At 63.6% G+C, this 23,630-nt stretch carries 10 protein-coding genes and 1 riboswitch; of the genes, 5 read left to right on the forward strand and 5 right to left on the reverse strand.

Annotated features, from left to right (window positions below):
- Window position 1: 1 nt before the first annotated feature.
- The gene (gene metH, locus EXZ48_RS21710; RefSeq protein WP_130518170.1) at window positions 2-3,793 is read right to left on the reverse strand and encodes a methionine synthase; all 3,792 of its coding nucleotides are present in this window, start codon (window positions 3,791-3,793) and stop codon (window positions 2-4) included.
- Window positions 3,794-3,876: 83 nt separating this feature from the next.
- Window positions 3,877-4,086, reverse strand: coding sequence for a hypothetical protein (locus EXZ48_RS21715; protein WP_130518172.1), 210 nt, complete (start codon window positions 4,084-4,086; stop codon window positions 3,877-3,879).
- A 99-nt stretch (window positions 4,087-4,185) separates the two neighbouring features.
- Window positions 4,186-4,403: riboswitch (cobalamin riboswitch) on the reverse strand.
- 441 nt (window positions 4,404-4,844) lie between these two features.
- Here EXZ48_RS21715 and EXZ48_RS21720 point away from each other — a divergent pair.
- Together EXZ48_RS21720 and EXZ48_RS21725 are read left to right on the forward strand one after the other, a co-directional pair.
- Complete coding sequence (locus EXZ48_RS21720; protein ID WP_130518174.1) at window positions 4,845-13,346, forward strand: GH36-type glycosyl hydrolase domain-containing protein; 8,502 nt, start codon at window positions 4,845-4,847, stop codon at window positions 13,344-13,346.
- Window positions 13,347-13,371: 25 nt separating this feature from the next.
- Window positions 13,372-14,541 carry an OpgC family protein gene (locus EXZ48_RS21725; RefSeq protein WP_130518176.1) on the forward strand — a complete coding sequence of 390 codons (1,170 nt, stop codon included), beginning with the start codon at window positions 13,372-13,374 and terminating at the stop codon, window positions 14,539-14,541.
- Window positions 14,542-14,548: 7 nt separating this feature from the next.
- On the opposite strand, the gene EXZ48_RS21730 is transcribed toward EXZ48_RS21725, so the two are convergent.
- Window positions 14,549-16,306 carry a glucan ABC transporter ATP-binding protein/ permease gene (locus EXZ48_RS21730; protein WP_130518178.1) on the reverse strand — a complete coding sequence of 586 codons (1,758 nt, stop codon included), beginning with the start codon at window positions 16,304-16,306 and terminating at the stop codon, window positions 14,549-14,551.
- 301 nt (window positions 16,307-16,607) lie between these two features.
- Here EXZ48_RS21730 and EXZ48_RS21735 point away from each other — a divergent pair, with 301 nt between their 5' ends.
- From EXZ48_RS21735 to EXZ48_RS21745, 3 genes are all read left to right on the forward strand, one after another.
- Complete coding sequence (locus tag EXZ48_RS21735) at window positions 16,608-17,348, forward strand: LuxR family transcriptional regulator (protein ID WP_023516201.1); 741 nt, start codon at window positions 16,608-16,610, stop codon at window positions 17,346-17,348.
- A gap of 217 nt (window positions 17,349-17,565) precedes the next feature.
- Entirely contained in the window at window positions 17,566-21,024 is a 3,459-nt protein-coding gene (gene pyc, locus EXZ48_RS21740; RefSeq protein WP_130518180.1) for a pyruvate carboxylase, read from the forward strand.
- 141 nt (window positions 21,025-21,165) lie between these two features.
- The gene (locus EXZ48_RS21745) at window positions 21,166-21,717 is read left to right on the forward strand and encodes a GNAT family N-acetyltransferase (protein WP_023516199.1); all 552 of its coding nucleotides are present in this window, start codon (window positions 21,166-21,168) and stop codon (window positions 21,715-21,717) included.
- A 4-nt stretch (window positions 21,718-21,721) separates the two neighbouring features.
- Here EXZ48_RS21745 and EXZ48_RS21750 read toward each other — a convergent pair whose 3' ends face one another.
- Window positions 21,722-22,096 carry a DUF2794 domain-containing protein gene (locus tag EXZ48_RS21750; protein WP_023516198.1) on the reverse strand — a complete coding sequence of 125 codons (375 nt, stop codon included), beginning with the start codon at window positions 22,094-22,096 and terminating at the stop codon, window positions 21,722-21,724.
- Between the two features lie 409 nt (window positions 22,097-22,505).
- Complete coding sequence (locus EXZ48_RS21755) at window positions 22,506-23,225, reverse strand: thioredoxin family protein (RefSeq protein WP_245462254.1); 720 nt, start codon at window positions 23,223-23,225, stop codon at window positions 22,506-22,508.
- Window positions 23,226-23,630 lie beyond the last annotated feature (405 nt).

Here is a 23,630-nt window from a genome sequence, read left to right on the forward strand (position 1 = left end):
CTCAGGCCGCGTTTTCCCGTGCGGTCACTGGCACGTAGTTGAGTACCGGGCCGAGCCAGCGCTCCACTTCCATGACGGTCATGCCCTTGCGGCGGGCATAGTCCTCCACCTGGTCCCGCTCCACCTTGGCGACGCCGAAATAGTAGCTTTCCGGCGAGGCGATGTAGAGGCCGGAGACGGAGGAGCCGGGCCACATGGCAAAACTCTCGGTGAGTTCGACACCGATCTGCTTCTCGGCATCGAGCAGGCGGAAGAGCGCCGTCTTCTCCGTATGGTCCGGCTGGGCGGGATAGCCCGGCGCGGGGCGGATGCCGGCATAGGGTTCGCCGATGAGGTCGGTCGGGGAGAAGGTCTCGTCCGGCGCATAGGCCCAGAGTTCCTTGCGCACATACTCATGCATGCGCTCGGCAAAGGCCTCGGCGAAGCGATCGGCCAGCGCCTTGACGAGGATCGAGTTGTAGTCGTCATTCGCCCGCTCGAAACGTTCCGCGATGGCGATCTCCCCGATGCCGGCCGTGACGACGAAGCCGCCGAGATAATCCGGCTTGCCACTGTCGACAGGCGCCACGAAATCGGAAAGGGCGACATTCGGCCGTCCGTCGCGTTTCGAAAGCTGCTGGCGCAGTGTGAAGAAGGTGGCGAGGTCCTTGTTTCGTGCCTCGTCGGTGAAGAGGCGGATGTCGTCGCCCACGGTTCCGGCCGGCCAGAAGCCGACGACGGCTTTCGGCGTGAACCATTTTTCGGCGATGATCTTTTCCAGCATCGCCTGCGCATCGGCAAAGAGCTGGCGGGCGGCGGGGCCCTGTTTCTCATCGTCGAGGATTTTTGGATAGACACCCTTCAGCTCCCAGGTCTGGAAGAAGGGGGTCCAGTCGATATAGCGGGCGAGATCCGCGAGGTCCCAGTCCTGCCAGACGCGCGTGCCGAGGAAGGACGGCGTCTTCGGCCGGTAGGCAGACCAATCAGCCTTGAAGGCATTTTCACGGGCCTTGGCGAGCGGCAGGCGCTGTTTTTCGGCCTCGCTGCGGGCGTGGGCATCCGCGACCTTGCGGTATTCAGCCTTCAGCGTCTCGACATAACCGGGTTTCATGTCAGCCGACAGCAGGCTGCCGACCACGCCGACGGCGCGGCTGGCATCGGTGACGTAGACGGTCTGGCCGCGGTCGTAGCGCGGATGGATCTTCACCGCCGTATGCACGCGGCTCGTCGTCGCCCCGCCGATGAGGAGGGGGATGTCGAAGCCTTCGCGCTCCATTTCGGCGGCGACATGCACCATCTCGTCGAGCGAGGGGGTGATGAGGCCGGAGAGGCCGATGATGTCGACCTTTTCGGCCTTTGCCGTCTCAAGAATCTTCGTTGCCGGCACCATGACGCCGAGGTCGATGATCTCGTAATTGTTGCAGGCGAGCACGACGCCGACGATGTTCTTGCCGATATCGTGCACGTCGCCCTTGACGGTCGCCATCAGGATCTTGCCGGCGCTCTGGCGCTCGCCGCTGCCGCCATTGGCGAGCTTTTCGGCCTCCATGTAGGGCAGCAGCACGGCGACGGCCTGTTTCATCACGCGGGCGGATTTCACCACCTGCGGCAGGAACATCTTCCCCGCGCCGAAGAGGTCGCCGACGACGTTCATGCCGGCCATCAGCGGACCTTCGATGACGTGCAGCGGGCGCTCGGCGTTCTGACGAGCCTCTTCTGTATCGATCTCGACGAATTCGGTAATACCGTTGACGAGCGCGTGTTCGAGGCGCTTTTCCACCGGCCAGTCACGCCAGGCGAGATCACGCTCCTTGGCCTCCTTGCCGGCAGCGCCCTTGAAGCGATCGGCAATCTCCAGAAGGCGTTCGGTAGCGGTGCCGCCGGTCTTCGGCACGCGGTTCAGCACAACGTCCTCGCAGGCCTCGCGCAGGTCCGGCTCGATCGTGTCGTAGACGGCGAGCTGGCCGGCATTGACGATGCCCATGTCCATGCCCGCCTGGATGGCGTGGTAGAGGAAGACGGCGTGCATCGCCTCGCGCACAGGCTCGTTGCCGCGGAAGGAGAAGGAGAGGTTGGAGACGCCGCCGGAAATGTGGGCATGCGGCAGTGTTGCTGTGATCTCTGCCGTCGCCTCGATGAAGTCGACGCCGTAATTGTCGTGCTCCTCGATGCCTGTCGCGACGGCGAAGATGTTCGGGTCGAAGACGATATCCTCGGGCGCAAGGCCTGCGACGTCGGTGAGCAGCTTGTAGGCGCGGGTACAGATTTCCACCTTGCGTGCCTTCGTGTCGGCCTGGCCCTTCTCGTCGAAGGCCATGACGACGACGGCGGCGCCATAGGCGCGCACGAGCTTGGCATGGTGAAGGAAGGCCTCTTCGCCCTCCTTCAGCGAGATGGAATTGACCAGCGGCTTGCCCTGCACGCATTTCAGGCCTGCCTCGATCACCTCCCATTTCGAACTGTCGATCATCAGCGGAACACGGGCGATGTCAGGTTCTGCGGCGATGAGGTTCACATATTCCGTCATGGCCTTGGCGGAATCGATCAGGCCCTCGTCCATGTTGATGTCGATGACCTGTGCGCCGTTCGCCACCTGGTCGCGCGCGACATCGAGCGCCGCGGCATAGTCGCCCGCGGTGATCAGCTTGCGGAATTTCGCCGAGCCCGTGACGTTGGTGCGCTCGCCGACATTCACGAAGGGGATAGCCTCGGTCAGCGTGAAGGGCTCGAGGCCCGAGAGGCGCATGTGGCGCGGGATGTCGGGGATTGCGCGCGGTGCGTGGCGTGCGGCGGCCGCCGCGATGGCGCGGATATGGTCCGGTGTCGAGCCGCAGCAGCCGCCGACGATGTTGACGAGGCCATCGCGCATGAAGCCCTCGATCTGGGCGGCCATTTCCTCCGGCGTCTCGTCATATTTGCCGAAGGCGTTCGGCAGGCCGGCATTGGGATAGGCGCAGACGAAGGTTTGCGCGACGGAGGAGATCTCCGCGAGACGGGCGCGCATGGCGTTGGCACCGAGTGCGCAGTTGAGGCCGATGGAGAAGGGATCGGCGTGGCGTACCGAGTTCCAGAAGGCCTCCGGCGTCTGACCGGACAGCGTGCGGCCCGAGAGGTCGGTGATCGTGCCCGAGATCATGACGGGCAGCTCGATGCCCTTTTCCTCGAAGACTTCGCGGGTGGCGAAGATCGCCGCCTTGGCGTTCAGCGTGTCGAAGATCGTCTCGATCAGGATGATGTCGGCGCCGCCGTCGATGAGACCGCGCAGCTGGTCGGCATAGGCGCGCTTGAGGTCGTCGAAGGTGACGGCGCGGTAGCCGGGATTGTTGACGTCAGGCGAGATGGAGGCCGTGCGGTTCGTCGGGCCGAGTGCGCCGGCCACGAAGCGGCGGCGGCCGTCCTTTTCGGTGGCCCTGAGGCCGGCGCGGCGGGCAAGGCGGGCGCCGTCACGGTTCAGTTCATAGACCATGTCCTCCATGCCGTAATCGGCCTGGGCGATGGTCGTGGAGGAGAAGGTGTTGGTTTCGAGAATATCCGCGCCGGCCAGCGCGTAGCGATAGTGGATGTCCTCGATCGCGCCGGGCTGGGTCAGTGTCAGGAGGTCATTGTTGCCCTGCTGGTGACATGCGCAATCGCCGAAGCGATCGCCGCGGAAATCCTCTTCCACCAGCTTCAGCGTCTGGATTTCCGTGCCCATGGCGCCGTCGAGCACCAGGATGCGCTCGCGTGCGGCGGCCTGAAGGGCAGCGAGAATCTCGCGCCCATCGCGTGGCGGCAGTTCAGGTCCGAACAGGGTGTCCAGGTGCGATTCGGCCACGGCAAAGCCCTCCGGTGCAATAATCCTGCACCGGAAATCACATAAAGATATCTTTATGTCAATATGTCTCTATGCCTTAGAGGTCAGTGCATCGGTCGATTCGACCCGGCCAGGGAGGCGAACAGCGCCTTCAGTCTGGCGATGTCGGGATCGACCTTTTCATAGCGCGAGAGTCTCTGGACCTCCTTCAGCGCCTCGACGGCAAGGTCGGCGCCGTGCGGCTGCCAGAGCAGCCAGGAGATGAAGATGGCTTCCGGTTTCCCGGCGAAACCATTGTCGGTGATGGCAAGCATTTCTTCCCCAATCGGAAAATTGGGGGATGACCGGACGCACGCTGCTGGAACTTCGCCCGGAGGCGACAAGCAAGCGCACCACTGGGACACCCCGCCCATGGACGTTACGACTGTCAGGGCAGGTCTCCTGGCTTGCGGGTCATCGCGTCTGTCTCGCCTTCCCGGTGAAATCCACCAGTGGCATGGAGCGACAGCAGCTCGCCGTTCACAGTTGCGGGGGCAGCGCCGGTCTTGGTGCTCCTTTCGGAGCATCGCACCGGCTTCCCTCTTAGCCTCCGAGCCAATCGACTCGGAAGACCCTGACGGCGTCAAACTGGCTTGGCGCCGGCACCGAGTCAATGGTGCAAGGCTCCGTTCGGCGGTTTGGACACAGCTTGGCGGGCAGCCAGATGGGCGGGCGGGAACTTTTTCCTGCCGCATCCATTTGCCATTCTCCTGCTCCTTGCGTCCGCTCGCCTCCTGCGAGGGGCGCACGATTCACCAAAACCGCAGATGAGGGTCGATGCTGCGCCATCCGGTCATGTTGACATGTTGCAAGTCTCTGTCCTTACGGCTAAAAAATGCCGTTTTCATGCACCACGCGGCCAGGATGCCAACCAGCGTGTCGCTTGAGCCATGTCCATTCCAATCGCGCCGTCCGGGCGCTGTTTGGTCACATGGCTGATCGCGGCACCGAGATGAAACCTGCCCGCAAAAAACCGTTCGGCGCAAAGGCCGTCGCCGGATGGTTCCATATGGCCGGATCCAGAATCAGAAACATGCCCCTTCACAATACGCCGCAAGCCCCTTCGCGCGACGCCGACGCCAAGCAGATCGATTATAACGATTCGATCCGCGCCACCTATCTGTCGCTGGAGGAGCTCGCCGATTGCGGTGAAGCGCTGGCGCGCGACAAGACCGCGGCGCTGCCCGGCTTCCACCCTTTCGAATTCCGCGCCCGGCACAAGGAAAACGAGAAGGAAATCTTCCGCGTCTATCGCGCCACGGCCAAGGATGTCGAAGCCGGTGCGCAGATCACGCCGGCGGCCGAATGGCTGCTCGACAACTACTACGTCGTCGAAGAGGCGATCCAGGAAGTGCGACGCGATTTTCCGCGCCGCTTCTATCGCCAGCTTCCGACCATCGAGATCGAAGGGCAGGTGATGCCGCGCACGCTGGCGCTTGCCTGGCTCTATGTCGCGCACACCCATAGCGGCGTCTCGCATGAGGGGCTGACGGCTTTTGTTCAGGGCTTCCAGAAGATCGACGCGCTGAAGATCGGCGAGCTCTGGGCGCTGCCCTCCTTCATCCGCTTCGTGCTGCTTGAAAACCTCCGCCGCATTTCGAGCCGCGTCGAGCGTTCGCGCAAGATGCGTTTCAAGGCCAACGAGGTGGCCGATGAGCTGATCCGCCTCAACGATCCGGAAAAGTCCATCGCGCACCTCCAGTCGCTGGAAAGCTTCATCGAGGACAATACGTTCGTCATCCAGCTGCTTTATCGCCTGCGCGACGGCCTCCAGGCCTCCGGCGCGGTGATCCAGTGGCTGGAGCGCAAGATCGAGAGCCGCGGCAGCGACCTCGAAGAACTGATCGTCGCGGAGAACAACCGCCTCTCCTCCGGCAACGTCACGATGAGTTCACTCATCAAGAGCCTGCGCTCGGTGGACGATACCGAGTGGCCGGTCTGGTTCGAAAGCGTCAGCCGCCTCGACGAGGCGCTGCGCCAGGGGTCCGACTACAGCGACCTCGATTTCGGCTCGCGCAACAAGTACCGCAACACGATCGAGCGCTTCGCCCGCAGATCCGGCAAGACCGAGCTTGAGGTGACCGAGACGGCACTGGCGATGACCGCGGAAGATGCCGCGGCGCATGTCGAGGACCTCGACTACGAGGCCAATGTCGCCGCCTTCCTCGTGGGCAAGAAGCGGAAGCTGCTCGAAAAGCGCATCGGCTACCGGCCGTCGATCGTCCAGCGCATCGTGCGTTTCGGCCGCAAGCTCGACTGGTTCGCCATTGCCGGACCCAATATCATCCTGACGCTGCTGGCGATGATCGCGGTCTATTATTTCCTCGATCAGCTCGACATTCCCGACGGCGCATGGCTGATCATGCTGGTGCTTTTCGCGCTGCCGGCGTCCGAAGGGGCGACGGGCCTGTTCAACACGCTTGTCACCTTCTTCGTCACGCCGTCGCGCCTTGTCGGCTACGAGTTCAAGGACGGGATTCCCGAGGATGCGCGCACGCTCGTCGTCGTGCCGTGTCTGATCTCCAAGCGCGACCATGTCGACGAACTGGTGCGCAATCTCGAAGTCCACTATCTCGCCAATCCGCGCGGCGAGATCTATTTCTCGCTGCTCAGCGACTGGGCGGACAGCCAGGCGGAGGAATCCCCCGCCGATCTCGACGTGCTCGATTATGCCAAGCGCGAGATCGCGACGCTTTCGGCGCGCTATGCCTATGACGGCCGCACGCGCTTCTATCTCCTGCACCGCCGCCGCCTGTTCAACCCGTCCGAGGGGTGCTGGATGGGCTGGGAGCGCAAGCGCGGCAAGCTGCACGAGCTGAACCTCCTTCTGCGGGGTGACGGCGACACGACCTTCCTGCCGGGCGCCAACATCGTGCCGGCGGACGTGAAATACGTCATGACGCTCGATTCCGACACGCGCCTGATGCGCGATGCGGTGACCAAGCTCGTCGGCAAGCTGCACCACCCGATCAACCGTCCGGTCATCGACACGGAAAAGAACGAAGTCACTGCCGGCTACAGCATTTTGCAGCCGCGCGTCACGCCGTCCCTGACGACGGGCAAGGAAGCCTCGACCTTCCAGCGCATCTTCTCCGCCGACCGCGGCATCGACCCCTATGTCTTCACGGTGTCCGACGTCTACCAGGATTTCGCCGGCGAAGGCACGTTCACCGGCAAGGGCCTCTACCATGTCGATGCCTTCGAGGCGGCGGTGAAGGGCCGCATCGAGGAAAACTCGGTGCTCAGCCACGACCTGCTCGAAGGCTCCTTGGCGCATTGCGCGCTGGTGACGGATGTCGAGCTGGTCGAGGATTTCCCGACGCGCTACGGCGTCGAGACCTCGCGCCAGCATCGCTGGGCGCGCGGCGACTGGCAGCTGCTGCCGTATATTTTCGGCCCGTCGAGCGGCATTTCCATGCTCGGTCGCTGGAAGATGTACGACAACCTGCGCCGCAGCCTCATCCCGATCGGCTGGCTCGTCGCCTCCGTGATGGGCTGGTACTACATGGAGCCGCGCCAGGCGCTGATCTGGCAGCTCGTGCTGATCTTCCTGCTTTTCGTCGCCCCGACGCTCTCGCTGATTTCAGGCGTCATGCCGCGCCGCAACGACATTGTCGCCCGCGCGCACGTGCATCGCGTGATCTCCGACATCCGGGCGGCCAACGCACAGGTGGCGTTGCGTATCGTCTTCATCGCCCATTCGGCGGCGCTGATGGCCGATGCCATCGTGCGTTCGCTCTATCGCACGCTGGTCAGCCGCAAGCTGATGCTGGAATGGCGCACGGCCGCGCAGGCCGACAGCGCGGCGCGCGGCGGTATTCTCGCCCATTACAAGTCGATGTGGCAGGCTCCGGCGCTTGCTGCCCTTTCCGTGGCGCTTGCCATGATTTCGGATACGGGCCTTCCTTACATCGGCATTCCCTTTGCTCTCGTCTGGGCTCTGTCGCCCATGATCGCCTGGTATGTCAGCCAGACAGCCGAGACCGAGGACCAGCTCGTCGTTTCCGATTATGTTGCAACGGAGCTGCGCAAGATCGCCCGTCGCACCTGGCGCTACTTCGAAGAGTTCGTCACGGCCGAACAGCACTACCTGCCGCCGGACAATTTCCAGGAGACGCCGCAACCGGTGCTCGCCGAGCGCACCTCGCCGACCAATATCGGCGTCTATCTGCTCTCGGTCATCTCCGCGCGCGATTTTGGCTGGATCAGCTTCGAGGAAACGGTCCGCCGCCTTGAACAGACGATCGCCACGATCGACGGCATGCCGAAATATCGCGGCCACCTCTACAACTGGTATCGCACCAACACGCTGGAAACCCTGGGACCGCGCTACGTTTCGGCGGTCGACAGCGGCAACCTCGCGGGTCACCTCATCGCCATCTCCTCTATGTGCCGCGAATGGGCCGAAGCCCCCTCGGCGCATCTCCAGGGCAGCCTTGACGGCATCGGCGACGTTGCCTCGATCCTCTCCGAGACGCTGAAGGACCTGCCGGATGACCGGAAGACCGTGCGTCCGCTGCGTCGCCTCATCGAGGAGCGTATCGCCGGCTTCCAGAATGCGCTTGCCGCAGTCAAGCGCGAGCATGAGTTCGCCTCCATCCGCGTCATCAACCTCTCGGTGCTGGCGCGCGACGTCAACAAGCTGATCGTCAACCTCGACCACGAGATCAAATCGGCTGAGAGCGGCGAGCTTGCCAAATGGGCCGGCGCGCTGGTCTCGACCTGCGAGGCGCATATCGCCGACAGCGTTTTCGACCTCGGCAGCATCGAGGGCCTGCGCGAACGCCTCATCGTGCTGCGCGACCGCTCGCGCGACATCGCCTTCACGATGGATTTCGGCTTCCTCTTCCGGCCGGAGCGCCGCCTGTTGTCGATCGGCTACCGCGTCGAGACCAACGAACTCGACGAGGCCTGCTACGACCTGCTCGCTTCCGAAGCGCGCCTCACCAGCCTCTTCGCCATCGCCAAGGGGGACCTTCCCACCGAGCACTGGTACAAGCTCGGCCGTCCGGTCGTGCCGGTCGGCTCGCGTGGGGCGCTGGTCTCCTGGTCCGGCTCGATGTTCGAATACCTGATGCCGCCGCTCGTCATGCAGGAGCGCCAGGGCGGCATCCTGAACCAGACGAACAATCTCGTCGTCGTCGAGCAGATGAACCACGGCCGCCGTCTCGGCACGCCCTGGGGCATTTCGGAAGCGGCCTTCAACGCCCGCGACCACGAGCTGACCTACCAGTACACCAATTTCGGCGTGCCGACGCTCGGCCTGAAGCGCGGCCTCGGCCAGAATGCCGTCATCGCGCCCTATGCCTCGCTGCTGGCGACGCAATATGCCCCGACGGCGGCGCTGGAAAACCTCGAACGCCTGCGCAAACTCGGCGCGCTCGGTGTTTACGGCTTCCACGATGCCGTCGACTTTACGCCGACCCGCGTGCCGGAAGGAAAAACCTGTGCCGTGGTGAAGAACTACATGGCGCACCATCACGGCATGTCGATCGCCGCCGTCGCCAACGTCGTCTTCAACGGTGCGCTGCGCGAACGCTTCCACGCCGACCCTGTCATCGAGGCGGCTGAACTGCTGCTGCAGGAAAAGGCGCCGCGCGACATTCCTGTCATCAACGCCAAGCGCGAGCCGGAAACCGTTGGCAGCACGCAGGCCGATTTGCTGCGCCCGGAAATCCGCATCATCAAGGAGCCCTTCTCCAAGGAGCGCGAGACCGTCTTCCTGTCGAACGGCCACTATGCCGTCATGCTGACGGCCACCGGTGCCGGCTATTCGCGCTGGAACGGCCAGTCCGTCACGCGCTGGAAGCCTGATCCGACCGAGGACCGCTGGGGTTCCTTCCTCTTCCTGCGCGATACCGCGACGAATGAGTGGTGGTCCGCTACCGCTGAGCCGAAGCGCATCGAGGGTGAGGTCACGAAAACCCAGTTCGGCGACGACAAGGCGGAATTCATCAAGACCGTCGGCACGCTGACCAGCGAGGTCGAGTGCATCGTCGCCACCGAGCACGACGCCGAAGGCCGCCGCCTGACGCTGCTCAACACCGGGCCGGAAGACCGCTTCATCGAAGTGACGTCCTATATGGAGCCCGTCATCTCGACGGACGAGGCCGATAACGCCCATCCGATGTTCTCGAAAATGTTCATCAAGACGGAGATCGGCAAGCGCGGCGACGTCATCCGTGCCGAGCGGCAGAAGCGCAATCCGAACGAACCGGACATGTCCATCGCCCATCTCATCGTGGACAATGCCGGTCCCTCGCGCCGCACCGAGGTCGAGACCGACCGCCGCCGCTTCATCGGCCGCGGCCGCTCGCTGACGACGGCCGCCGCCTTCGAGCCGGGCGCGCAGCTTTCCGGCACGGACGGCTTTACGCTCGATCCGGTGATGGCGCTGCGCCGCGTGGTGCGCGTGCCGGCGGGCAAGAAGGTCAAGGTCATCTTCTGGACCGTTGCGGCCCCGAGCCGCGCGGAGGTGGATGCCGCCATCGACCGCTACCGTCACCCGGACAGTTTCAACCACGAAATGATCCATGCCTGGACGCGCTCGCAGGTGCATATGCGCCATGTCGGCGTCACCTCTCAGGAAGCGGCGAGCTTCCAGATGCTCGGCCGCTACCTCACCTATCCGGACATGCATCTCAGGGCCGATACCGGCACGATCGAGAACGGCCTCACCGCCCAGTCGGCGCTCTGGCCGCTGGCGATATCAGGCGACTTCCCGATCTTCGTGCTGCGCATCAACGACGAGATCGACGTGGAAGTCGCCCGCGAGGCGCTGCGCGCGCAGGATTACCTGCGTCATCGCGGCGTTGTCGCGGATCTCGTCATCCTCAACGAGCGCGCCGCCTCCTATGCGCAGGACATGCAGCACACGCTCGACCATATGTGCGAGAACCTGCGCATCCGCAGCCAGTCCGACGGTGCGCGCCAGCATGTCTTCACGGTGCGCCGCGACCTGATGGACGTCACCACCTGGCAGGCGCTGCTGGCGACGGCCCGCGCCGTCTTCCACGCCCGCAACGGCACGCTTTCCGACCAGATCGCCCGCACGGTCTCCCTCTTCTCGACACCGCGCGGCGAGGAAGAGGCGAAGGCGGAAGCAACGCCGGCGCCGGTGCCGAAACTGCCCGCCCCGGTCGCCGATGAACCGGTGGAGATCGACGGCAAGGGCCTGACCTTCTGGAACGGTTTCGGCGGCTTCAACGAGGAGCGCCGGGAATATGCCGTGCGCCTTCGCGGCGGCGAGGCGACGCCTCAACCGTGGATCAACGTCATCGCCAACCAGCATTTCGGCTTCCATGTTTCTGCGGAAGGCGCGAGCTACACCTGGAGCCGCAATTCGCGCGATTTCCAGCTGACGCACTGGACGAACGATCCTGTCATCAACCGCCCGGGCGAGGCTTTCTACATACGGGACAACGACCGCGGTACGGTCACCACGCCGTTTGCCGCCCTGTCGCGCAAGAAGTCGGTCAAGTTCGAAACCTGGCATGGCCTCGGCTATTCCGCCTTCCGCAGCTGGGAGGACGGTATCGAACTCGATCTCGTGCAGACGGTCGATCCGGAAGAGCCGGTCAAATATTCCCGTCTCGCCCTCAAGAACACCGGTGAGACAGAGCGCAGCCTGACGGTCTATGGCTATGTCGAATGGGTGCTCGGCAACAACCCGGCGAAGACCGCGCCTTTTGTCCTGACCAGTCAGGACGAGGAGAGCGGTGCGCTCTTTGCCACCAATCCCTACAGCTTCGATTTTGCGGGAAGAACCAGCTTCTTTGCCGTCGATGCGCCGGTCGCAGGCTTCACCGCCAAGCGTCGCGAGTTCATCGGCCGTGGCGGCGATATCGTGCTGCCGGGTGCGGTCGTGGCGGGGCAGGCGCTGTCGGGTTCGGCCGAGGGCATTGGCGATCCCTGCGCGGCGCTCGCGGTCGAGATCGTGCTGAAGCCTGGCGAGAAGCGTGAACTGCTCTTCGTGCTCGGCGATACGGCCGACGCCGACGGTGCCAGGGCGCTTGCCGAAAAGAGCCGCTCGGCTGATTTCGACGCGGTCATGGCCACCGTCCGCGCCTACTGGAGCGATTTCACCGGAACGCTGCAGGTCAAGACGCCGGATGCGGCGCTCGACCGGATGGTCAACGACTGGCTGCCCTATCAGGCGCTCGGTTGCCGTATCCAGGCCCGGTCGGCCTTCTATCAGGCGAGCGGTGCCTACGGCTTCCGCGACCAGCTGCAGGATACGCTGGCCTTTGTGCTTCACCGGCCGGAATTGGCCCGCCGCCAGATCCTCAATGCGGCAGCGCGCCAGTTCGTCGAAGGTGACGTGCAGCACTGGTGGCTGCCCGACAGCGGTGCCGGTGTGCGCACCATGATTTCCGACGACGTGGTGTGGCTCGCCCATGCGGTGGAGTATTACTGCCGCACCACCGGCGACCGCGGGATTCTCGATGAGACGCTGGCCTTCATCCAGGGCGCTCCGCTCGCCGAGGGCCAGCACGATGCCTTCTACACGCCGGAACGCTCGGGGGAAGAGGCATCCCTCTACGAACATTGCGCCCGTGCGCTCGATCTTGCGCTTCGTCGCACCGGAGAGAACGGCTTGCCGCTCATCCTCGGCGGTGACTGGAACGACGGCATGAACCGCGTCGGCGAGGCGGGCCGGGGCACGAGCGTCTGGCTCGGCTGGTTCCTGGCCGGCACGCTCTCGGGCTTCATTCCGGTCGCCCGCGAGCGTGGCGACCAACCGCGCGCGGACCAGTGGCAGGAGCATCTCGGCCGCCTCAAGGTCGTGCTGGAAACCACGGGCTGGGACGGAGGCTACTACCGCCGCGGCTACTTCGATGACGGCACGCCGCTCGGTTCGGCCGAAAGCGCCGAATGCCGGATCGATTCCATCGCGCAGAGCTGGAGCGTCCTGTCCGGTGTCGGTGATGTGGCGCGTTCGCGGCAGGCGATGGATGCAGTCATGGCCGAGCTGGTTGACCGCGAGAACGGAATCATCCGCCTGTTCACGCCGCCCTTTGTCGAGACGCCGCAGGATCCGGGCTACATCAAGGCCTATCCGCCGGGCGTGCGGGAAAATGGTGGGCAGTATACCCATGCCTCGACCTGGGTCGTGCTGGCGCTTGCCCGCCTCGGCCGGGCGGAGGATGCCTGGGCCTGCTTCAACATCCTCAATCCCGTCAACCACGCGCTGACACCCGAAGCCACCGAACTCTATCGCGTGGAACCCTACGTCGTCGCCGCCGACGTCTACGGCGAAGGTGAGCGCACCGGGCGTGGCGGCTGGACCTGGTATACGGGCTCGGCCGGCTGGCTCTACCGCGCCGCGGTGGAAGGCATTCTGGGTATCCGCAAGGAAGGTGGCCGCCTTTTCGTCAATCCGGTGCTGCCGGCCTCGTGGGACGGCTATGAGGCGACGCTCGACCTTGACGGCAGGAAACTGTCGATCCGCGTCGAGCGTGGCGGTGACGGGGGATGGCAAACAACTGTGAACGGCTCTGTCATCAAATCTTCAAAGGAGGGTTATTTGCTCTGATTCACGCCATGTGGATCAGAGTATCATGACAGACAGACAAGGACCGACGGGCGTCGTGCCGCGGCAACGCGACACGCGCCTCGACGTTTTCAGGGCCCTCGCCCTCCTGACGATCTTCGTCAATCACGTTCCCGGCCAGTATCTGGAGCACCTGACGCACAAGAATTTCGGCTTTTCCGATTCGGCGGAAGCCTTCGTGCTGATATCGGGCATGTCGGTCGGCCTTGCCTATGGATCGCGCTTCGCCATCGGCGAACGGCTGGCGGTGACGCTGCGCATCTTGCGCCGGGCCTTCACGCTCTATGTCGCCCATATCATGATGAGCGTCATCACTTTCGCCATCTTTGCCGGCGGGGCGCTGTGGTTCAGCCGGCCGGATCTCCTGTCGGAGATCAACCTGCGTGCCGTCGTCGACCGCACGGAGCAGGGCGTCGTCAGCATGGTGCTGCTCGGCCACCAGTTCGGCTACAACAACATCCTCTCCATGTATGCCGTGGTCTTCCTGATGCTGCCGGGATTTCTCTGGCTCTACCAGCGCAGCGCCTACCTGTTGCTCGCCGTCTCCGGCACGCTCTGGCTCTGTGCGGGCATCTGGCAGATCGCGCCGTCGAATTTTCTCGACGACGGCTACTGGTTCCTCAATCCGCTGTCCTGGCAGTTCCTCTTCGTCATCGGTTTTGTCGGTGTGCTGCGCGCGAAGAAGAAGGGTTTTTCGCGCAATCCGGTCCTGATGGCGCTCTCGGCGACCTATCTTGCCGTCTCGTTCGTCTGGGTCGTGTTCTCCTGGTGGAACATCGACTTTTCCTATGGCTTGCCTGCCGTGCTCACCGGCTTCGACAAGACCTTTCTGTCGACGACCCGCCTTCTCCATGTGCTGGCAGGGGCCTATCTGTTGGCGGTCATCCCCGCCCTCTCGAACTGGGCGGCGCTGCCGCTCTCCCACCCGCTTGTCGCGGTCGGACGGCATTCGCTCGCCGTCTTCATTTTCGGCACGATCCTCGCCATGGTGGGGCAGGTGATGATGTTCGTCACGGGCAAGAACCCGATCCTCGGCACGCTCTATGCCATCGTCGGCATTGCGTTGCATTTCGCCTATGCGCGGTACCTCGACTGGCAGACCGCCGTCATCGCCCAGAATGCGAAACGGCAGGGCCTGAAGGCCCTGCCGGTCAAAAGCGATACGCCGAAGCGATGACGGCGGTTCAGGCGGCCGTGTGGCTCTTGCGCACGTCGTCATCCGTCAGGATGCCGCTGGCGCGCAGCAGGGCGGCGAAGCGGCCGTTGCTCTGGCTGAGGTCGTCGAACGTCCCCATTTCGGCGATCTTGCCGTGATCCATGAAGACGACGAGATCGGCTTCGCGGACCGTCGACAGGCGGTGCGCGATGATGAAGGTCGTGCGGTTGCGGCGCAGGGAATCGATGGCCGCCTTGACGCGCGCCTCCGTCTCTACGTCGAGCGCACTGGTCGCCTCGTCGAGCACGAGGATCGGTGCGTTCTTCAGGATTGCACGGGCAATCGCGATGCGCTGGCGCTCGCCACCCGAAAGGCGGTTTCCGCGCTCGCCGACATGGGTCTCGTAGCCGCTCTGGCGTGAGGTGATGAAATCGCCTGCCGCCGCCGCCGCCGCCGCCGCCTCGATTTCTTCCTGTGTGGCGCCTTCGCGCCCGAGGCGGATATTGTCGGAGATCGAGCGGTTGAGCAGGCCCGCATCCTGGAACACGGTGGCGATCGAGCGGCGCAGCGATTTGCGCGTCACCGTCGAGATGTCGACACCGTCGATGAGGATCTGGCCGGACTTCGGCTCGTAGACGCGCTGCAGCAGGTTGACCAGCGTCGTCTTGCCGGCACCCGTCGGGCCGACGATGGCGACGGTCTGGCCGGCCTCAACCGTGAAGGACACGTCGTTGACACCCTGGGTGGCGTTGGCGAAGTCAAAGCTGATGTTGCGGTACTCGACCTTGCCCTTGACGTCGCCGAGATCGCCCGCGCCGGTCGGCTCCTCGCGCTCCTTGACGGCGTCCTCCAGCGAAAAGAAGTCTTCCAGCTTGGCACGCGCTTCGAAGATCTGCGTGGCGAAGGCCTTCATCTGGTCGAGGCGACCGATCAGCAGGCCGGCGAAGCCGATGAAGGCTATGACGTCGCCCACCTTGATCTCGCCCCGCTGCACGAGCACCGTGCCGATGACGAGGATCGTCATCATCGAGATCGTCGAGGCGATGCGGTTGAGGGCGCTGGCGAGTGCCCACCAGTCGAGCACCGGATACTGCGCATTGATCAGTCGCTCGGCAAAACGCTTCAACTCCCGCGTTTCGGCCTCGATTCGGTTGTAGCTATGCACGACCGAGACGTTGCTGATCGAATCCGACACATGGGAGAAGACGGTGTGATAATGGTTTTCGACCGAAGCCTGGCCCTCGCGGGTGCGGTTCATCACGACCTTGCCGATGATGACATAGAGCACGCCGAGCACGACGAGCACCAGCGAGAGGCGGTAGTCCATCACAAACGCCGTGGGAATGAGCAGAACGAGCGCGACGGCGGTGGCAAGGTGTGTACGCATGAATTCGAGCCAGAGGCCGAACAGCGTTTCGCAGGCGCGCAGCAGGGTGTGAAGCGCATTGGAGGTGCCGCGCTGGCTATGCCAGGCGAGCGGCATGGAGATGATGCGGCCGAAGGCCTCCGTCAGCAGGCTCGCCCGCCGGCCATGCGCCAGCCTGTCGGCCTCGCGCGCAACGAGCACGAAGGCGATCGTGTTGAACAGGCCGAAACCAGCCCACAGGAGCAGCATGGGCGTCACGTCGCCCTTGGTGGAAATGGCATCGATGATGCGGCCAAACAGGATCGGCTCGGCAATGGCGATCACCGCGAGCACGATGTTGGCGGCGACGACCGAGCCGACGCGGAGCTTGTAGACCCCGAGATAGTTGAGGGCTCTTGCATAGACCTGAAACAAAGACACGAATGCGGGCCTTTCCGGCGATACCTGTTGTGCGGTGCAGCGTTGGCACCTTCTGTCCCTTGGCTCAGCGTATTAATCAGCGGAAGAGGCAAAAGTTCTTCCCAGTCAAGCAAATTTCATGACTCGGGTGAAATCTTGCGTGATTATGCGATTTCAGGTCTGCCATGCATGCAAAGCGATTGATTTTCCCGCCGCCTTCCTGCCATCTGTCAGATGGGGACAATGAATGGGGCGCTTGGGTCGATTGCGGCCGGGTTCAGCTTTATCAGTTGCTTAACAAAGCTATTCAAGCGCGGGGCACATGAAGATCAACTTGCTGGTGCAGTTTCTTGCACTGATCGACGAGTTGCGCGGCCGGGAGGAAACCACGGCCGAGTTCGAACGTCTCATCAAGTTGTATGGGTTCGACTACTACGGGCTTCTCCAGGCGCCGAAGCCGGTGGAAGATCCGCCGAGCCTCTTGCTTGCCGGCCACTGGCCCAAGGGCTGGCCGGAAACCTATATGCGCAAGCGCTATATGCAGGTCGATCCGACGGTGCGTTATCTCGGCCATGCACAGGCAGGTTTCCGCTGGCGCGACACGCTCGGTGCTTTCCGCCTCAGCCCGCATCGCAAGCGCATGGAGCGCATGATGGTGGATGCGCGCCAGAATGGGCTGGAGGATGGCTACGTCTTCCCCGTTCACGGCCGCCGGGGGCTTCTCGGCAGCCTCAGCCTCGGCGGCAAGCCGATCGATCTGGAGAGCGTGGAGGTCGGGCTGTTTGACAGCATCGCGCGACGGCTCTACTGGAAGCTCATCCATGCCGCCGATCCGGACGCTGCCGCCCGTCTTTCGGCGGTGGTGGATGTGGAATTGACGCGCCGCGAAATGGAGGCGCTCAGCCTGCTTGCCGAAGGCATGACCTCCCACGACATCGGCCGTGTTCTCGGCATATCCAGCCATACGGTGGACTGGTACATGAACGGCATCCAGGAAAAGCTCGGTGCGCGCAACCGGCACCATGCCATCGCCATTGCCTTCCGGCTGGGGCTCGTCTCCTGAGCCTTCGTGGCGAACCGCGCTTTACGAAAACGCCGTATCCCCATTGATCTGCGCAAGAGCCTTGCGCCGGCCTCGGCCTGTCTTTGCAGAAATTGCGCTCTCCGCCGCAAATCTTTCGCCGGATGGCGACTCCAAAATTGAACTTTGAAAATTACCCGCTAATAATTCTCTTCGCGGGTGCAGCATTTCCCGCTTCCAAGTCATTGAGGAGTCCGACTTGCCCATTTCCAAGATCCTTGTCGCCAACCGTTCTGAAATCGCCATTCGCGTGTTCCGCGCGGCCAATGAACTGGGGCTCAAAACGGTCGCGATATGGGCGGAAGAGGACAAACTGGCGCTGCATCGCTTTAAGGCGGACGAAAGCTACCAGATCGGCCGCGGCTCGCATCTTTCGCGGGATCTCGGCCCCATCGAGAGCTACCTGTCGATCAACGAGGTGATCCGCGTCGCCAGGCTTTCCGGTGCTGACGCGATCCATCCCGGCTACGGCCTTCTGTCGGAAAGCCCGGAATTCGTCGATGCGTGCGATGCTGCCGGCATCACCTTCATCGGCCCGCGGCCCGATACGATGCGCCAGCTCGGCAACAAGGTCGCGGCGCGCAATCTCGCCATTTCCGTCGGCGTACCCGTCGTGCCCGCCACCGATCCGCTGCCGGATGACGAGACGGAAATCCACCGTCTGGCCGCCGAAATCGGCTATCCCGTCATGCTCAAGGCCTCCTGGGGCGGCGGCGGACGCGGTATGCGCGCCATCCGCGACCCGAAGGACCTGATCCGCGAGGTGACGGAAGCCAAGCGCGAGGCCAAGGCCGCCTTCGGCAAGGACGAGGTCTATCTTGAAAAGCTCGTCGAGCGCGCCCGTCACGTCGAAAGCCAGATCCTCGGCGACACCCACGGCAATGTCGTGCATCTCTTCGAGCGTGACTGCTCCATCCAGCGCCGTAACCAGAAGGTCGTCGAGCGGGCGCCTGCGCCCTACCTTTCCCAGACGCAGCGCCAGGAACTGGCCGACTATTCGCTGAAGATCGCCCGGGCGACCAACTATGTCGGCGCCGGCACGGTCGAGTACCTGATGGATGTCGATACCGGAAAGTTCTACTTCATCGAGGTGAACCCGCGCATCCAGGTCGAGCACACCGTCACGGAGGTCGTGACTGGCATCGACATCGTCAAGGCGCAGATTCACATCCTCGACGGCGAGGCGATCGGCACGCCGGAATCCGGCGTTCCCAAGCAGGAAGACATCCGCCTCAATGGGCATGCGCTGCAGTGCCGCATCACCACGGAAGACCCGGAACAGAACTTCATTCCCGACTATGGCCGCATCACCGGCTACCGCTCGGCCTCCGGCTTCGGCATCCGTCTGGACGGCGGCACGGCCTATCCGGGCGCGGTCATCACCCGCTTCTACGATCCGCTGCTCGTCAAGGTCACGGCCTGGGCGCCGGGGCCGTTGGAGGCCATCACCCGCATGGACCGCGCGTTGCGCGAGTTCCGTATCCGCGGTGTCGCCACCAATCTCACCTTCCTCGAGGCGATCATCGGCCACGAGAAATTCCGTGACAACAGCTATACGACCCGCTTCATCGACACGACGCCGGAGCTCTTCCAGCAGGTGAAGCGTCAGGACCGCGCGACGAAACTGCTCACCTATCTCGCCGACGTCACCGTCAACGGCCACCCGGAAGCCAAGGGCCGTCCGAAGCCGCCGGCCGATGTCGCCAAGCCCGTCGTGCCCTTCATCGAGGGCGATATCCCTGCCGGCACCAAGCAGAAGCTCGACGAGCTCGGGCCGAAGAAGTTTGCCGAATGGGTGCGCGCGCAGAACCAGGTCTTCCTCACCGATACGACCATGCGCGATGGTCATCAGTCGCTGCTGGCCACCCGCATGCGCACCCACGACATCGCGCGTGTCGCCGGTACCTATGCGCGGGCGTTGCCGCAGCTCTTCTCGCTGGAATGTTGGGGTGGCGCCACTTTCGACGTCTCCATGCGCTTCCTGACGGAAGACCCGTGGGATCGCCTCGCCCGCATCCGCGAGGACGCGCCGAACCTGCTGCTCCAGATGCTGCTGCGCGGAGCGAACGGCGTCGGCTACAAGAACTATCCCGACAATGTCGTCAAATACTTCGTCCGTCAGGCGGCGAAGGGCGGCATCGACGTTTTCCGCGTCTTCGACTGCCTCAACTGGGTCGACAACATGCGTGTGTCGATGGACGCGGTGGCGGAGGAGAGCCGCATCTGCGAGGCGGCGATCTGCTATACCGGCGACCTTCTCAATTCCGCCCGCCCGAAATACGACCTGAAATACTACACGGCCCTTGCGAGTGATCTCGAAAAGGCCGGCGCTCATATGATCGCGGTCAAGGACATGGCCGGTCTCCTGAAGCCGGCGGCCGCGCGCGTGCTCTTCAAGGCGCTGCGCGAGGCAACGGACCTGCCGATCCATTTCCATACCCACGACACGTCGGGTATCGCGGCCGCGACCGTGCTTGCGGCCGTCGAAGCCGGTGCCGACGTGGTGGATGCGGCGATGGACGCACTGTCCGGCAACACGTCCCAGCCTTGCCTCGGCTCGATCGTCGAGGCGTTGAAGGGGTCCGAACGGGATCCGGGCCTTGATCCGGAATGGATCCGTCGCATTTCCTTCTATTGGGAGGCCGTCCGCTTCCAGTACGCTGCCTTTGAAAGCGACCTCAAGGGGCCGGCCTCGGAAGTCTACCTGCACGAGATGCCGGGCGGCCAGTTCACCAATCTCAAGGAACAGGCGCGCTCGCTCGGCCTCGAGACCAAGTGGCACCGTGTCGCCCAGGCCTATGCCGACGCCAACCAGATGTTCGGCGACATCGTCAAGGTGACGCCGTCGTCCAAGGTGGTCGGCGACATGGCGCTGATGATGGTCAGCCAGGATCTCACCGTGGCCGACGTGGAAAACCCGGCAAAAGACATCGCCTTCCCGGATTCCGTCGTCTCCATGCTGAAGGGCGACCTCGGCCAGCCCCCGGGCGGCTGGCCGGCAGGCCTCCAGAAGAAGGCGCTGAAGGGCGAGGCGGCCTATACGGCCGTGCCCGGCTCGCTGCTGCCGGCCGCCGATCTCGATGCCGAGCGCAAGGCCATCGAAGACAAGCTGGAGCGCAAGGTCGACGATTTCGAGTTCGCCTCGTATCTGATGTATCCGAAGGTCTTCACCGACTACGCAACGGCCGCCGACATGTATGGTCCGGTCAGCGTGCTGCCGACGCCGGCCTATTTCTACGGGCTTGCACCGGGTGAGGAGCTCCAGCCGGAAATCGAGAAGGGCAAGTCGCTCGTCATCTTGCACCAGGCGAGGAGCGAGCCGGACGCGCAGGGCATGGTCAAGGTGTTCTTCGAGCTGAACGGCCAGCCGCGCCTCATCAAGGTGCCGGATCGCAACCGCGCCGCCACCTCGGCTGTGCGCCGCAAGGCCGATACCGCCAATGCCGCGCATCTCGGCGCGCCGATGCCCGGCGTCATCTCGACGGTCTCGGTTTCGGCCGGCCAGTCGGTCAAGGCCGGTGACGTGCTGCTCTCCATCGAGGCGATGAAGATGGAAACGGCGCTGCATGCGGAAAAGGACGGCACGATTTCCGAGGTTCTGGTGCGCGCCGGCGACCAGATCGATGCCAAGGACCTGTTGATCGTCTACGGCGCCTGACCGACGGTGTGAGGACGTAAAATCGAGAAAGGATGTGGGATGGGCGCTCCATTCCACATCCTTCTCTTGTTTTCAGGCCGTTTCGGACGCAAAACCGGCGCTCGCTTTTTCTGAAATCGCCTTCGAGACCTTGAGGCTTCCATGAGCTTCGTCATCCGCACCGCCGCCCTCGGCGATATTTCCGCCTTCACCGAAATCTACCGCGAATCCGTGCTGAACGGGGTGGCGAGCTACGAGATCGACCCGCCGTCGCTCGACGAGATGGAAGTTCGATTCAAGGCGATCACCGACAGGGGCTATCCCTACATCGTTGCGGTGGAGCAGACCGGCCTCATCCTCGGTTATGCCTATGCGTCGGCCTTCCGCACGCGGCCGGCCTATCGCTGGCTGGTCGAGGATTCGGTCTATCTGGCGCCGGAAGCACGCGGCAAGGGCGTCGGAAAGGCGCTGCTGGCCGAATTGATCCGCCGCTGCACGGAGCTCGGCTTCCGGCAGATGGTGGCGGTCATCGGTGGGGCGCACCCCGCCTCCATCGCCGTGCACAGCGCGGCGGGTTTCGTGCACAGCGGTCACATGACGGCAACCGGCTTCAAGCACGGGCGCTGGCTCGACACGGTCTTCATGCAGCGCGCGCTCGGCGACGGTGCGCAAACCGAGCCGTCGGCGGCGGTTTTTCCGGGAACGATGGCGTAAGGCTTCACGTCTCGACGAGACGGAGCACCTTGTCGAAGACCTTCAGCACCTGTTTCAGCTCATGGCCGCGCTTCAGGATGGTGCCGTGCGTGTTGATGACGCTGTAGGCACCCTGCTTGGCAGCGAGCTTGGGGTTCTTCTCGATGCGGTAGAGCGGCATTTCGCCGGAACGCTTGAAGACAGAGAACACCGCCCTGTCGCGCAGATGGTCGATGGCATAATCCCGCCACTCTCCCTCGCCGACCATGCGGCCGTAGACCCAGAGGATTGCGTCGAGCTCGCGTCGATGGAAGGTCACCGGCAGCGGATCCCTGCCGTTTCGATAGTCCAGCAGGTCGACCACGACGTTGGAAGCCTGCAAATCCGGCTGGTCGGTCATCGAATCTCCGCGCTTGGTGCATGACGGCTCGATGACAGTGTGCCTGAGCGGTGTCGAAATGCAAGGCGGCTGGTCGATCCGGGCGGTTTCGCAAAAATCCGTCTCGCCGCAATTCAGACAAACAGACGCCCAAATTACAGGAGAGAGTTCGCCGGTCGCAGCTTGTACCGGCCCGCTGCCTTGTGCGGGAAGCCGGCGCGGTACGGGCGGCGTCTGTCGAAGTCGCCCTGTATTCCGTTGCCGGTGACTTCGTCCAGGTCCGGTCCGTCTTTCTTCGAACCCTCAAGCCCCAAGCCCCTCGAAGGAGCCGGACCGGACCTCCCCTGAAACGCTTGCGCGCTCCAGGTTGTTCGTTTTTCCCAAGCTGTTTCCGCAAGGCAGCCCGCAGGCGCTGCGCCCTATGCGGATGTTATCGCGTAGCCTTGTCGCCGGTCAGCACCGTCGCGCCCAGGATGGCGCCGGGCGTATCGGCCGTGCGCATGCGCTGGAGCAGCACGGCGCAGCCGCCGGACTTCTTTTTCTTCTTCAGCATGTCGGCAGGCAGGACCAGGTTGGTCTCCTTGCCCTCCCACATGCCGATCGTCTCCATGTCGGTGACGGCGTGCCAGTAGTTCACGGTCTTGCCGCGGTTCTCGCCCTTGTCGATGTTGATTGTGCGCTCGCGCTCGAAATAGGCGATGACGATGTTGGCCTTGCCTTCGCCGGGGCCGACGCGGATGCGCAGTTCGTCGTTCTTCACCTCGACATCGACAGGCACTTCGAGGCCCTTGCTCTCGCCGGGCATGGCGCTGATCCGCGAGCGGATGCCGGTGATGTCGGCGCCGTTGATGTGCTCGCGGCCGTTCAGCACGGCTTGCGGCGTGTAGACGCCGTTGCGGCCGAACATGCGGGCATAGGCATATTGCCGGTCGGTATTGTCCTCGGAGGCGAGCGTGTCGGCCCAGCCGAGATAGTTCCAGTAGTCGACATGGTAGGAGAGCGCGACCACCTCGCCCTCGCGCGCCAGCGTCTCCAGCGCCTTGTCGGCGGGCGGGCAGGACGAGCACCCCTGGCTGGTGAACAGCTCGACGACACCCTTGGGACGAATGGTCTCCCCGGCATGGGCAGCGTCAATGCCGGCTCCCAGCATCAGCAGGATCGCCAGACAGTGCGATATATGCGGTCTCGGCATGATCATTTCCAGTGGAGCGCCGGCAATGGCCAGCCTTTTGAGCCCGTCATACGCGCTTGCCGCTTCAACAGGAAGTCACGATGGAGTGAGCTTCATAGCTGAGAAAAATGCTCCGGAAAATAGAAATGCCGGGGTTTGCAACCCCGGCATGAGACTGTTGATCAAGTCCGCCCAACCTCCCCTCCGTCATGGTCGGGCTTGACCCGGCCATCCACAGCCGCAGGTGCCGCATGGATCCTCGGGTTAAACCCGAGGATGATGGCGGTGGGTGGGGCACTGAAACCGTTCAAGCTGCGAGGTCTCTCAGGACGGTTTGCAGGATACCTCCGTTGTTCATGTATGTGACCTCGTCGAGGGTATCGA

Source organism: Shinella sp. JR1-6 (assembly GCF_004284735.1).
Classification (GTDB): Bacteria; Pseudomonadota; Alphaproteobacteria; order Rhizobiales; family Rhizobiaceae; genus Shinella.